The following is a 13,530-nucleotide window of genomic DNA, read 5'->3' as shown; positions in this document are numbered from 1 at the left end:
ACCATGATGTTGGCACACCACCTGATCACGGAGCTCCCGAACGTGCTCCCCCAGGATGCGCCGCCCGGAGTCGAGGGTCCCCTGAAGCAGGTCCTGGGCTGGGTGAAGTGGCTCGCCTACGGTGTCTGCACGCTCGGCATCCTGATCGCCGGCGGCATGATGGCGGTCGGCCAGCGCCGCGGTGAGGGCGGCGAGCACGCTGCCCGGCTCGGCTGGGTGCTCGCGGCCTGCATCGTCATCGGCGCCGCGACCGCTCTGACCCAGGCCCTGGGAGGCTGGTAGTAGGTGGGGCTGTTCAGCAGGGACACGGACTCCGGTGGTGATTCCGACGACGAGAACTCCCGCTCCTTCTTCGAGGAGCGTGGCTTCATCGCGTCGGCGATCATCATCGGAGCGGTGCTCATCTGCCTGGTGGTCTGGTTCATGGCGCGGGGCACGAACAGCCCGGCCGCCGCTCCGAGCCAGTCGCCGAGCACTCCTGCTCCTACCGGACAGCCCACCGCAGTAGAACCCACCGGGGCGCCCGCGACGCCGATCAACACGCCGCCGCCCGCCACCCAGACGGCCCCACCGCCGCCGAACAGCCACACCGGCGGGTGTCACGACAAGAGCCCGGAGCAGGGGATTCCCCGCGCCGCGGCACCGACCGCGGTCACCTGGCAGTACGAGGCCCAGATGCTGGTCCCGCTCCAGGCAGCCAATGGTCCTGCGACGACCAGCCCGGACGGCGTCCGGTCGTGCTTCTCGCACTCGCCCACCGGCGCGGTGCTCGCGGCGATGGTCCTGCTCGGCCAGGTTCAGAACTCGGCCGTCAGCGTTGCCGCGCTCAAGGACCGGGTCCTGCCCGGCCCGGGCAAGACCCTCGCGATGGCCGCCGCCGAGAAGGAGGCGCGAACGCCGCCGACCGATCCCGGCAGCGTGCAGTTCGCCGGCTTCAAGGTGCTCTACTATCCGCAGAACGCCACTCAGGCGATCGTCCAGATCGCCTGCGACCTGAACCGCAAGGCGTACGGGGCGATTCAGGTCACGATGCAGTGGTATCGCAGTGACTGGTACGCCGTCCTGCAGGACGACGGCACCTTCAACGGAACTGTGGAGCCCGACATCCTGTCCAGTCTCGACGGCTACGTTAGGTTCAGTGGTTCATCATGATCGCGCTGGGGTGCTCCAAGTGGCCGTGGGACTGGGGCGACTGCATCAAGGACGGCCTGAAGGTCGCCGTCGAGTGGGCGTTCGGGAAGTTCTTCGACTTCATCTTCGACGCGATCAAGAGCGTCGTGATCTCCGCTGTCGAGGCGGTGCTGAACGCGGTCGGCCTGATCTGGGTCCGGATCGGCACCCCGGACATCGCGGCGAACACGCCGGCGCTCTGGATCCAGGAGCACACCAAGTTCATCGCGTTGTTCATCGCGTCGATCGCGGTGATCGTGGGCGCGATCCAGATGGCGTACTCACACCGCGGTGAGCCGGCCAGGGACATCCTGCGCTCGCTGCTCACGCTGGTCGTGGTCTCCTTCTCGGCGACCGCGTTCGCGGGTGTGCTGATCTCGTCCGCGGACGACTTCTCGGGCTGGATCATCGACCAGGCGCTCGGTACGAACGACCACGAGTTCGCGAACCGCCTCGCAACCTTGATGACCGATCCGCTGAAGAGTCCGAGCGAGGCTCTCGGCTTCCTGCTGGTGATCTTCGTCGGCATCCTGATGGTGATCACGTCGATCATCCAGTTGGGCCTGATGCTGGTTCGCTACGCGATGCTGATCCTGCTCATCGGTGTGCTGCCACTCACCGCGGCGGCGACCAACACCGAGATGGGGATGATGTGGTTCAAACGCGCCCTGTCCTGGCTGGTCGCGTTCATCATCTACAAACCGGTGGCGGCGCTGATCTACGCCTCCGCGATCTACATGATGTCGGCCACGACCCCGACGTCCGCCCACTCGACGGCCGACACCAATCTGACGCTCAAGATCGTCATCGGCATCACGATGATGATCGTGGCGGTCGTCGCGCTGCCGGCCATTCTCAGATTCGTCTCGCCAAGGACGTCCTGACATGATTCCGCTGAACTGGGCAACGGATCTTCTGAAAGACGCGCTGTCGAAGGTCCTTGCCCCTGTGATGGAAGCGGTGATGAGATTCGTGTTCGAGCCCATCCTGAATGCCATCGCCAAGGCTGTCGGGACGTTGATGGCCACGATTGCCACGTTCTGGATCTATGTGCCGACGCCGGCCGTCGGCACCGCCGACGGGAAGCCGGCCAACGACACGGTCAGTTGGGTCTGGCAGCACACGAGCTACATCGCGTTCTTCGTCGCCACCGTGGGACTGGTGTTCGGCTGTATCCAGATCGCGTGGGCGCAGCGCGGCGACTCGGCGCGTGAGGTGCTCAAGTCGCTGATCACGCTCGCGGTCGCCTCCGCGTTCGTGGTCGCCGTCGCGCAGGTGCTGGTCACCGCCGGCGACACGTTCTCCAGCTGCATCGTGACCAGCGCCCTGGACTCCGGCAACGTCAGCGGCTGGACCTCCGGATGCCAGGACCTGACGAACGCCGACCCAACCGCGTTCGGTACGGCGATGGCGACCGTGCTGGGGTTCGGCGCGGTCGTGGCCGTTGCCGGTTCACCGCTGCTGATCGGCATCATGATCGCGATCGGCATCCTGACCGTGATCGCCAGTGTGATCCAGATCGTGCTGATGGTCGTCCGGACCGCGATGCTGATCCTGCTGCTCGGCGTGCTGCCGATCGCCGCGGCGGCGACGCACACCGAGATGGGCAAGAACTGGTTCAAGAAAATCATCTCGTGGTTGCTGGCATTCCTGTTGTACAAACCGGTGGCGGCGATCGTCTACGCGACGGCGATCCGCCTGGTGTCGAACAACGGCAAGCTGTCGTTCAAGTACTCGACGGCCGAGAAGATGCTCGAGGACCCGCACAACCTCGGCATGCTGGTGATGAACGTCGTCACCGGCCTGACGATGCTGGTCCTGGCCTTGTTCGCGATGCCGGCGTTGATGCGGTTCATCGCGCCGATGGTCGGGGCGACCGCCGGGGCGGCCGGAGCCGGCATGCTCGCGGCGCGGATGGTCGGCATGGACAAGCTCGGCGACATGGCGAACAAGAGCGCCGAGCAGGGCAGCAGCGACGCCACCGGCAGTGGTGGGGGCGAAAGCGGCCCCAGCGGTGCACAGAATGTCGGAACCGCTCCACAGCAAGCGCCCAGCGGTAGCGGCGCGGGCAGCAGTGGTGGCGGAGGCGCGGCGGCTGCCGGCGGTGAGGGCGGTGCTGCCGCGAGCGCCGGCGGGGGAGCTGCTGCCGGTGGTGGCGCGGCGGCCGGTGGTGGAGCTGCCGCGGGTGGTGGCGCGGCTGCCGCCGGTGGCGGTGCTGCCGCGGCCGCTGGACCGGTTGGTGTCGCGGCGGTGGTCGCGATCAAGGCCGGCAAGGCAGCCAAGGACGGCGCACAGGCGCTGGGCACGGAAGCCATGGGCGAGGACGCCGGCGGAGGCGGTGGTGGAGGCGGCGGTGGCGGTGGTGGCGGCGGCCCGACCGGCAGTACCCGCAACACCGCGCAGGGATCAAACGACAGCGGTGGCAACCAGCCACCACCACCAGCACCGGACGGACCAAGTGGCAGCGGCTGAGAACGTACGACGCGCACCTCGCACCTACGGCAACTGGCGACAGCCCGCTTCGGCGGGTATCGCCGGTTTGGGCATGCTCGGCACCGGCCTCTTGATGGGTGGCCTGCTGGCGGTGGTCTTCGCGACGATGGCCGGTGGTATCCAGGCCGCCCTCGTCACGTTGCTGATCGTCGGCGTGGGGCTCGGGCTCCTGGTCACCAAGGACAAGCACGGGCAGTCCACACTGCAGCGGCTTTCGACCTACATTGGATGGCAACGAGCAAAGATGGCTAAGCACAACCTTTACCGCTCCGGCCCGCTCGGCCGGACCGCCTGGGGCAAGTTCCAGCTCCCCGGCCTCGCCGCGGCCTCCCAATTGAGCGAGTACCAGGATTCGTACGGCCGCCCGTTCGCGCTGCTGTACTACCCGAGCACCCGGCACTTCACGGTCGTCATCAACGCCGAGCCGGACGGCGCGTCGCTGGTCGACGAGGAGCAGGTCGACATCTGGGTGGCGCACTGGGGCCAGTGGCTGGCGTCCCTCGGCCACGAGCCGGGCATCGTCGCCGCGTCGGTGACGGTGGAGAGCGCGCCGGACACCGGTATCCGGCTCCGGCGCGAGGTCGGCAGCAACATGATGGACGGCACGCCGCCGATCGCCCGCGCGATGCTCACCGAGGTCGTGCAGACGTACCCGGAGGGTTCCGCGCTGGTGTCCGCCCGGGTCGCGCTGACCTTCAAGGGCACCGACCGCAGCGGGAAGCGCCGCAAGGAAGACGACATGGGCCGCGAGCTCGCGGCCCGGCTGCCCGCGCTGACGCAGAGCCTGAACGCCACCGGTGCGGGCGCCGCCCGGCCGGTCAGCGCCCAGGAGCTCTGCGAGGCGATCCGGATCGCGTACGACCCGGCCTCGGCCGCGCTGATCGACGAGGCCCGGGGGCAGGGCATGCCGCCGGAGTTGCAGTGGACCGACGTCGGCCCGGCCGCGGCCCAGGCGTTCTGGGACAAGTACCGGCACGACTCGGCCTGGTCCGTGACCTGGCAGATGTCGCAGGCGCCGCGTGGTGAGGTGTTCTCGTCGGTGCTCTCGCAGCTGGTCGCACCGCACGCGGACATCGATCGCAAGCGCGTCACGTTGCTCTACCGCCCGCTGGACGCCGGTACGGCGGCCCGCATGGTGGAGGCCGACAAACGCAACGCGTCGTTCCGCGCGACCGCGTCCTCGCGGCCGTCCGCCCGCAACCTGGCCGAGGCCCGGGCAGCGGACCGGTCGGCGCAGGAGGAGGCCCGCGGCGCGGGGCTGGTCAACTTCGGGATGGTGGTGACCGGGACCGTGATGACCGCGGAGCAGATCCCGGACATGATCGCCGCGGTCGACAACCTCGGCGCGACCGCCCGCGTGCTGCTGCGGACGGCGTACGGCTCGCAGGACTCCGCTTTCGTCGCCGGACTGCCGCTGGGGGTCGTGATCCAGAGCCACCTCGCGGTTCCGGCCGGGCTTCGGGAATCCCTATGATTGAGCTCCGCACAGTGGCACCTGGGGAGTCACAGTGAGCGACAAGAAGCAGAAGCAGAAGCAGAAGAAGCCGGTCGATCCGACCCGGCGCGGCCGGCGGCCGATGCCGCGTGGCTGGCCCGGCCCGGGCGGCGGCTACTCGACGTACCTGCAGGCTCCTCAGGAGTGGCGCGGTACGACGGTGCAGGTCTGCGGGATGTGGCCGTTCGGTGCCGGTACCGGCAGTCCGATGGTCGGGGTGCCGATCGGCCGGAACATCCTCTCCGGCGCGACCATGTGCTGCGACCCGATCAGCTGGTTCATGCGGGCCAAGCTGATCTCGAACCCGTCGATGTTCGTGCTCGGCAAGCCCGGTCTGGGCAAGTCGACGATCACCCGGCGGATGGCCCTCGGCCTCGCCGGGTACGGCGTACAGCCGCTGGTGCTCGGTGACCTGAAGCCGGACTACAAGGACCTGATCGAGGCCCTCGGCGGCCAGGTCATCCAGCTCGGCCGCGGCCGCGGTCACCTGAACGTGCTGGACCCGGGCGAGTCCCGGCAGGCCGCGCTCCGGCTGACCGGCAAGGCCCGCGAGGCGATCCAGGCCGACGCGCACGGCCGCCGGCAGACGATGGTGTCGGCGCTGATCGCGATCATGCGGAACCAGAACCCGAACGACCGCGAGGAGACCATCCTCGACGAGGCGCTCAAGGTCCTCGACGAGCGCTTCCAAGGTACGCCGGTGCTCCGCGACCTGCTGCAGGTCATCCAGGACGCCCCGGACCGGGTCCGCAACGTGGCCCTGGACCGCGGCAGCCTGGACCGCTACCGGCAGATCACCGAAGGCCTCGAGGCCTCGCTGATCGGTCTGGTCGGGGGCGGCCGGCTGGGCGAGATCTTCTCCGAGCAGACCGACAACCCGATGCAGATGGACCGCCCGGTGGTGTTCGACGTGTCGAACGTCGACGACTCCGAGACCAGCCTGCAGGCCGCCGTACTGCTGGCCTGCTGGTCGTACGGGTTCGGCGCGGTCGCGGTCTCGCAGGCGCTCGCGGACGCCGGGCTGGAGCCGCGGCGGCACTACTTCGTCATCCTCGACGAGCTCTGGCGGGTACTGCGGGCCGGGAGCGGCCTGGTCGACCGGGTCGACGCCCTGACCCGTCTGAACCGGCAGCGTGGTGTCGGCATGGCGATGATCTCGCACACCATGTCCGACCTGCTGGCCCTGCAGAACCCCGAGGACCGGATGAAGGCCAAGGGCTTCGTCGAGCGTTCCGGCATGGTGATCTGCGGCGGTCTGCCGCGGGCCGAGATGGAGAACCTGTCCGAGGTCGTGCCGATGTCGATGGAGGAGCAGAACATGCTCATCGGCTGGCAGGACCCGCCGGCCTGGGACCCGGCCACCGGCAAGGAGGCCGCACCTCCCGGCCGCGGAAACTTCCTGATCAAGGTCGGCGGCCGCCCGGGGATCCCGGTGCACGTCGGCCTGACCACGGTCGAGCGCGAGATCAACGACACCAACAAGCTGTGGACGACCAGCGAGACCGGCAAGCCGCAGGTGGTCGAGGTGGCGCCGGACGGCACCGAGGCCGTCCTCGGCGAGTACAGCCTGGACGACCCGGCGATGCTGCCGCCGCCCGACCCGAGCACCCGGGTCACCGCCCGGACGGGAGTTGACGAGTAATGGCCGACGGCAAGCGGAGCACCGGGCCGGGCAGTATCTCGCCCGAGGCGATCTTCATCTTCGTGGGCCTGGGCGCGCTCGCGGTCGTGGTGTTCGTGGTCTGGGGCGCGCTGAAGATCGCGTCGCTGGTCAACGGCACGCTGCCGGCGAACAACCCGTTCAACGCGATCGTCGACCTGGCCAAGGGCAACCTGTCCTGGTCCGGCGCGGCGACCGGCGTCCTGATCGTCGAGGTCGTGGTGCTGCTCGGCATCGGCAGCGGCATCTGGTGGTACGTGCGGAACCGGAAGCAGTCGGTCGGCCGGGTCGACCGGCAGGCGTCGCTGATGGCGAAGCGGTCCGAGATCTACAAGCTCACCCGCGAAGGCGCGCAGGAGAAGGCGAACCAGCTCGGCATCGCCGACTCGGGCCCGGGCATCCTGATCGGCCGGACGGTCCAGGACAACCTCGAGGTCTTCGGCAACTGGGAAGACATGCACGTCGACATCTGGGGTCCTCGTACCGGTAAGACCACGTCGCGCGCGGTGCCGGCGATCCTGGACGCGCCCGGCTGCGTGATCGCGACGTCGAACAAGCGGGACATCGTCGACGCCACCCGCGGCCCCCGGTCGGAGAAGGGCCCGCTGTGGGTGTTCGACCCGCAGGAGGTCTGCGAGGAGCCGCCGAACTGGTGGTGGAACCCGCTGACCTACATCACCGACGAGACCAAGGCGCGCGAGCTCGCCGAGCACTTCGTCGCCTCGCAGCGCACGGTCGGCGCCCAGACCGACGCGTTCTTCGACGCCGCCGGTACCGACCTGCTGGCCGGCCTGCTGCTCGCCGCCGCGGTGGCGAAGCGGCCGATCACGCAGGTCTACAGCTGGCTGGCCGACCAGCGCAACGACGAGCCCGAGCGGATCCTCCGCAACACCCCGGGCCTGCAGCTGTCCGCGGACGCGCTGGCCGGTGTCATCAACGCGCCCGACAAGCAGCGCGCGGGCGTCTACGGTACGGCGCAGCAGAGCGCCCAGTTCCTGGTCAACCGCAAGGTCACCCGCTGGGTGGTCCCGAACGGCCCGAACGACAACCGCCCGCAGTTCAACCCGCACGAGTTCGTCCGCCAGGGCGGCACGCTGTACAGCCTCTCCAAGGAAGGCGCCGGTACGGCGGGTCCGCTGGTCACCGCGCTGACCGTGGCCGTCGCCGAGGCCGCCGAGCAGTTCGCCCGCGGCTGCCCGCTGGGCCGGATGCCGAAGCCGCTGGTCGGCGTCCTGGACGAGGCGGCGAACGTCTGCCGCTGGAAGAACCTCCCCGACCTGTACTCGCACTTCGGTTCCCGCGGCATCGTGCTGATGACGATCCTGCAGTCCTGGGCGCAGGGCCAGGAGTGCTGGGGCGACCACGGCATGGAGAAGCTCTGGGGCTCGGCCAACATCCGCGTGTACGGTGGCGGCGGCGCGGACCCAAACTTCCTCGAGCGGCTGAGCAAGATGGTCGGCGAGTACGACATCCAGTCCAACTCCGTGTCGTACAACGAGGGCAAGCGCGGTACCAGCCAGCAGACCCAGCGGCACAACATCTTCGACGTGTCCGCGCTCGCCGCACTGCCGGCCGGGCGTGCCGTCGTGCTGTCGTCGGGCCAGCCGGCCACGCTGGTGAAGACGGTCCCGTGGTTCACCCGGCCGGACGCCGGCACGGTCAAGGCGTCGCTGGCGAAGTACGATCCCGGAGCGGCGACGAACATCCCGGTGAGCAACAACCCATGGGTGGCGTCGCAGCAGCCGGCGCTCCAGCAGCGTGGTCCGGAGCGCCCCGTCTGGGAGCAGAACGAGGGGAACACCGGTGGATGGTGAACAGGAGCTCTTCTATCCGCACGTCGCGGAGTTCGTCGAGGACCGGCTGATCTATCTGTACACGCGGCGGCTCGGCCAGCAGTTCGTCTGGTGCCCCGAGTGGTACCGGCACGCGGAGGCGCTCAGCCGGCTGGACTCGATCTGGCGTGCCTGGGAGCACCTGCGGCTGGACCCGGCGACCGGGATGTCGGTCTGGTGGCGGGACCACGCGGACCCGCACATGATGGCGCTGCTGGACCCGGACGGCCCGTTCGCCGCCTGCCGGAACAACCAGCACACCGACTACCCGATCCCGCCGCTGCCGGTGCAGGAGCCGCCGGCCGGCCTGTTCTTCGACCAGCGCCAGCCGAACATCCGCGGCGTCTGAGATGTGGAAGGCGGCGAACCTGCTGCTCGCCTTCCTCGTCGAACTCCTTGCCCTCGGCCTCTTCGCGCTGTGGGGTTGGGCCACCGGCGGTACGACGGCGACGCGGATACTCCTCGCGGTGGGGCTGCCGGTGATCGCGGCGGTCCTGTGGGGACTCTTCGCATCACCGAAGGCGACGCGTGGACAGGTACTGCGCTGGACCGTGAAGGTCCTGGTCTTCGGCCTCGCGGGCGCCGCCCTGTGGAGCCTGGGCCACCCGCTGCTCGGCGTCGTGTTCGTCGTGGTGGTCGCGGCGAACCTCGCGATCATCCACACCCAGAAGCTGCAGCCCTAGTCAGCGGTCTCGGCGCCGGTCCAGGTTCAGGTCGGGGGTGCCGGCGCGACTCGGGTTCGGCTTGAGGGCCTTGCCCTGTTTGTCCCGGACCTGGCCGTGGCCGCGGACGTGCAGACGATCCTGGGGGAGCTGCGCCTCGGGCGCTTCCTCCGGTGGGTTGCGGACCGCTCCGGACGCGTGCGGCTGGGCCTCGCGGGCGTCGTCGCGGTGTCCGTGCGCGGAGGCCTCGAAGTCGTCGGCGATCTGGTCCTCGGCGGCCGACCGGCGCTCCTCGTAGGTGGCCAGGTTCTGGAACCGCCGGCCTTCCGCGGCGAGTCCTGCCGAACCGGGGTCGTCGGGTCGGACGGCCGCCTCGTCGAGTTCGTGCCGGCCGTGGGCGCAGTCGCCGATCCCGCGCTGCTTGTCGTTCGCGGCGTACTGCCGGTGCACGTCGGCGGCCTGCTCGTCGGCGTACGCGAGCCGCATGGCGCGGCTCGCCTCCGCGGTGGCGAGGTCCTCGTTGCGGAGGCGGTGCTCCTCGAGGGTTTGCTCGTCCTTGGTGGCGAGCTCGATCTCCTCGGCGCGGGCGGCCAGGTCCTCCGCGTCCAGACGGGTCTGCTCGTCCAGTTCGTCGAGCTTCGTGCGGGCCTCGTCGTCGAGGTCGTGGGTCGGGAACTTGTCGGCTTGGGCCCGGGCCTTGGCGGCACGCCGCTCGCGCGCGGCCTCGGTGTCGTCGTCGCCCTGCTCCCGCTGAACGGGGTCGAGCTCGACGGACAGGTCGTCGTCGGTGTCGGGCATGCCGCTCCTTTCCTTCTGCTCAAACGATGCCGTACTGCAGGGTCAGCGGGTAGCCCCGGTGACCAGCCAGCTCTCCCGGCGTTCCCGCGTGGTCAGAGTGAGGAATCGGAGCAGCATGTACCCGCCGAACGCCCACCACAGCGCGACAATCCCCCCGCCCGCCCAGAGCACCGCCAGCGCCAGCGGGACGTACAGCACGAGCGCCACGACGCCTGCCATCGCCAGGTACCGTCCGTCGCCGGCGCCGATCAGTACGCCGTCCAGTACGAACACGACCCCGTTGACCGGCTGCCACAGCGCCGCCACGATCAGGACGGCCGCCAGCGTCCGGCGTACGTCGGGATCCGAAGTGAACCACGGGACGTAGACGGCCCGCAGACCCCAGAGCGCGAGGCCGCCGACCAGCCCGGAGAACAGGCCCCACCACATCATCCGGCGGGTGATCGCCCGGGTGCCGGCGACATCGCCCGCGCCGAGCGCGCGACCGGTGAGCGCCTGCGCGGCGATCGCGATCGCGTCCAGGGCGAGCGCGAGGAACGACCACAGCGTGAACGCCACCTGGTGGGCGGCGACGGACGTCGTACCGAGAGCGGTCGCGACGAACGTGAGCAGGATGATCGCCGCGCGGAGCGTCAGCGTCCGGACGATCAGCGGTACGCCCATCTGCGCCGAGGCGAGGATGCCGGGGCGGTCCGGCCGGAGCTTGGCGCCGTCCCGCCGGGCGCCGCGGACCACGACGACGGCGAGCGCGACCCCGGCCCCGGTCTGCGCGAGCGCCGTACCGAGGGCGGAGCCGGCGATGTTCAGGTGTACGCCGTACACGAGCAGCACGTTCAGGCCGATGTTCGCGAGGTTGGCCGTGATCGCGACGACCATCGGGGTCTTCGTGTCCTGCAGGCCGCGCAGTACGCCGGTGGCGGCGAGCAGCAGGAGCATCGAGGGGATGCCGAAGCAGGAGATCCGCAGGTACGTCACCGCGTACCCGGCGACCTCGGGCGACGGGTGGAAAGCGCCGATGGCCTGCGGCGCGAGCGCGAGGCCGAGCAGCGCGAGTACGACGCCGAGCAGCAGCGCGAGCCACAGCCCGTCGATGCCTTGGGCAAGGGCTCCCTGGTGATCGCCGGCGCCGATCCGCCGGGCGACCGCGGACGTGGTCCCGTACGCGAGGAACACGCAGATCCCGACCAGGGTCTGCAGGATCGTCCCGGCGACCCCGAGCGCGGCGAGTTGCGGCGTACCGAGGTGGCCGACGATCGCCGAGTCCGCGAGCAGCATCAGCGGCTCGGACACCAGCGCGAAGAACGCCGGGACCGCGAGCCGCAGGATCTCCCGGTCCTGGTCTCCGAACAGACGCCTCACCGGGTGAGCACATGTGTCAGGGGCATGACCGTTATTGTGCCTTACGCGGCCTGTGGAAAACCTCGTCCGTCCCGGACTCCGGAAGAACCTTCGGAAGTTTTTCTTCTCCACAGTTGTGCACCGGAGAAACCGCAGGTCAGAGCGCATTCGTGGATCTTTTACCCACAGATATCCACAGGCTTGTGCCCAACCTGTGCACACCACTTCGGCGACTTACCCACAGCTCATCCCCACCCCCTGTGGACGGCCAGGTGGCTTTGGGTGACAGGACCGGCGTACGGTCGCGAGGCCGATGCCGTCCGGCGTACAGAAATTGTCTGTGGGGCTGGCTATGGTTCGATCAGGTGTTCGAATCCGGCACCGGTGATCGGCAGGGCTGGCGAGGAGGTCGGGCGAAGTGAGCGTGGCGGAGTTCCGCGGGGGCCAGGACGACGGCCACGAAGAGCGCAGTCCGGCGATGGGCTTCGACCGCACCCCACCGCAGGACCTGGCCGCCGAGCAGTGCGTGCTCGGCGCGATGATGCTGAGCAAGGACGCGATCGCGGACGTCATCGAGAACCTGCGCAGTACCGACTTCTACCGCCCGGCGCACGAGCTCGTCTTCGACGCGATCACCGACCTGTATGCACGGGGTGAGCCGGCCGACGCGATCACCGTCGCCGCCGAGCTCAACAAACGCGGCGAGATGACCCGGATCGGCGGCGCGCCGTACGTGCACACGCTGGTCGCCTCCGTCCCGCTCGCGGCGAACGCCAGCTACTACGCGCACATCGTCCGGGAGAAGGCGATCCTCCGCCGCCTGGTCGAGGCCGGTACCAAGATCGTCCAGCTCGGGTATGCCGGTGAGGGCGAGGTCGACGACGTCGTCGACGAGGCGCAGGCGGAGATCTACTCGGTCACCGAGAAGCGCACGGCCGAGGACTACGCCCCGCTGAAGGACATCATGGAGGGCACCCTCGACGAGATCGAGGCGATCGACTCCCGCGGCGACGCGATGGTCGGCGTGCCGACCGGGTTCACCGACCTGGACGAGCTGACCAACGGCCTGCACCCCGGTCAGATGATCATCGTCGCCGCCCGGCCCGCGATGGGTAAGGCACTGGCGCTCGACACCCCGCTGCCGACACCGGCCGGCTGGACCACGATGGCCGAGGTGGCGGTCGGCGACCAGCTGCTCGACGCCGAGGGGCTGCCGACCACCGTGGTGGCGGCGACCGAGGTGATGGTGGACCGGCCGTGCTTCCGGCTGTCGTTCTCCGACGGCAGCACGATCGTCGCCGACGCCGAGCACCAGTGGCGCGTCGAGGACGGCGGCCGCCCGGTGATCTGCACGACCGAAGACCTCTACACGGCGATGTCGGCGAGTCCCGGGCTGACACCGTCGATCCCGGGGTCGGCGCCGCGGCAGATCACCGGGCACGGCTACCCGGCCGCGCTGACCGGCGAGGGGGAGCGACGGCTGGAGTGGGTGGACCCGGTGGCCAGCGTCCCGGTGCGCTGCGTCGAGGTCGACAACGCCGACCACCTGTACCTGGCCGGCAAGACGATGATCCCGACCCACAACTCCACGCTGGGCCTGGACTTCGCCCGCTCCTGCTCGATCAAGCACGGCCTGACCTCGTGCATCTTCTCGCTGGAGATGAGCCGCAACGAGATCACCATGCGACTGCTCTCCGCCGAGGCCAAGGTGCCGCTGCACCACATGCGCAACGGCAAGATGACCGACGAGGACTGGGCCCGCCTGGCCCGCAAGATGGGCGAGGTCTCCGAGGCCCCACTCTTCATCGACGACTCGCCGAACCTGACGATGATGGAGATCCGAGCCAAGGCCCGCCGCCTCAAACAGCGCCACGACCTGAAGCTGATCATCATCGACTACCTCCAGCTGATGACGTCCGGCAAGAAGGTCGAGTCCCGCCAGCTCGAAGTCTCCGAGTTCTCCCGCTCCATCAAACTCCTCGCCAAGGAACTCGAGCTCCCGGTAGTAGCCATCTGCCAGCTGAACCGAGGCTCCGAACAACGCTCCGACAAACGCCCCATGGCCTCCGACCTCCGCGAATC

At 69.3% G+C, this 13,530-nt stretch carries 12 protein-coding genes; 10 read left to right on the top strand and 2 right to left on the bottom strand.

Annotation, left to right across the window (positions count from 1 at the left end; all coding sequences use genetic code 11):
• Positions 1-3: 3 nt before the first annotated feature.
• The 9 genes from VFF46_RS38890 to VFF46_RS38850 all read left to right on the top strand — a co-directional run bounded on the left by VFF46_RS38890 (position 4) and on the right by VFF46_RS38850 (position 9,333).
• Positions 4-282, top strand: a complete 279-nt coding sequence (locus VFF46_RS38890; protein WP_209696637.1) for a TrbC/VirB2 family protein — start codon at positions 4-6, stop codon at positions 280-282.
• A gap of 3 nt (positions 283-285) precedes the next feature.
• On the top strand, positions 286-1,152 hold the full coding sequence (locus VFF46_RS38885) for a hypothetical protein (RefSeq protein ID WP_325042292.1): 867 nt from the start codon (positions 286-288) through the stop codon (positions 1,150-1,152).
• Positions 1,149-2,054 carry a hypothetical protein gene (locus VFF46_RS38880; protein WP_325042291.1) on the top strand — a complete coding sequence of 302 codons (906 nt, stop codon included), beginning with the start codon at positions 1,149-1,151 and terminating at the stop codon, positions 2,052-2,054. The genes VFF46_RS38885 and VFF46_RS38880 overlap by 4 nt, the downstream gene beginning before the upstream one ends.
• 79 nt (positions 2,055-2,133) lie before the next feature.
• Positions 2,134-3,642 carry a hypothetical protein gene (locus VFF46_RS38875; RefSeq protein WP_325042290.1) on the top strand — a complete coding sequence of 503 codons (1,509 nt, stop codon included), beginning with the start codon at positions 2,134-2,136 and terminating at the stop codon, positions 3,640-3,642.
• The gene (locus tag VFF46_RS38870; RefSeq protein ID WP_325042289.1) at positions 3,590-5,137 is read left to right on the top strand and encodes an SCO6880 family protein; all 1,548 of its coding nucleotides are present in this window, start codon (positions 3,590-3,592) and stop codon (positions 5,135-5,137) included. The genes VFF46_RS38875 and VFF46_RS38870 overlap by 53 nt, the downstream gene beginning before the upstream one ends.
• A gap of 34 nt (positions 5,138-5,171) precedes the next feature.
• Positions 5,172-6,800, top strand: coding sequence for an ATP/GTP-binding protein (locus tag VFF46_RS38865; RefSeq protein WP_325042288.1), 1,629 nt, complete (start codon positions 5,172-5,174; stop codon positions 6,798-6,800).
• Complete coding sequence (locus VFF46_RS38860; protein WP_325042287.1) at positions 6,800-8,632, top strand: type IV secretory system conjugative DNA transfer family protein; 1,833 nt, start codon at positions 6,800-6,802, stop codon at positions 8,630-8,632. Before VFF46_RS38865 ends, VFF46_RS38860 begins: the two co-directional genes overlap by 1 nt.
• On the top strand, positions 8,622-8,999 hold the full coding sequence (locus VFF46_RS38855; RefSeq protein WP_141856453.1) for a DUF4913 domain-containing protein: 378 nt from the start codon (positions 8,622-8,624) through the stop codon (positions 8,997-8,999). The genes VFF46_RS38860 and VFF46_RS38855 overlap by 11 nt, the downstream gene beginning before the upstream one ends.
• Position 9,000: 1 nt before the next feature.
• Positions 9,001-9,333, top strand: a complete 333-nt coding sequence (locus VFF46_RS38850) for a YrdB family protein (RefSeq protein ID WP_325042286.1) — start codon at positions 9,001-9,003, stop codon at positions 9,331-9,333.
• On the opposite strand, the gene VFF46_RS38845 is transcribed toward VFF46_RS38850, so the two are convergent.
• Both VFF46_RS38845 and VFF46_RS38840 read right to left on the bottom strand, forming a co-directional pair.
• Positions 9,334-10,110, bottom strand: coding sequence for a hypothetical protein (locus tag VFF46_RS38845; RefSeq protein WP_325042285.1), 777 nt, complete (start codon positions 10,108-10,110; stop codon positions 9,334-9,336).
• Positions 10,111-10,152: 42 nt separating this feature from the next.
• The gene (locus VFF46_RS38840) at positions 10,153-11,469 is read right to left on the bottom strand and encodes an MATE family efflux transporter (RefSeq protein ID WP_325042284.1); all 1,317 of its coding nucleotides are present in this window, start codon (positions 11,467-11,469) and stop codon (positions 10,153-10,155) included.
• Positions 11,470-11,866: 397 nt separating this feature from the next.
• Here VFF46_RS38840 and dnaB point away from each other — a divergent pair.
• A partial coding sequence (gene dnaB, locus VFF46_RS38835; RefSeq protein ID WP_325042283.1) for a replicative DNA helicase occupies positions 11,867-13,530 on the top strand: 1,664 nt, incomplete at its 3' end.

This window comes from Kribbella sp. (assembly GCF_035655035.1).
In the GTDB taxonomy this organism is placed as follows: Bacteria; Actinomycetota; Actinomycetes; order Propionibacteriales; family Kribbellaceae; genus Kribbella.
Note: the sequence above shows the minus strand (reverse complement) of the source record. Positions and strands in the feature narration are given on the sequence as shown.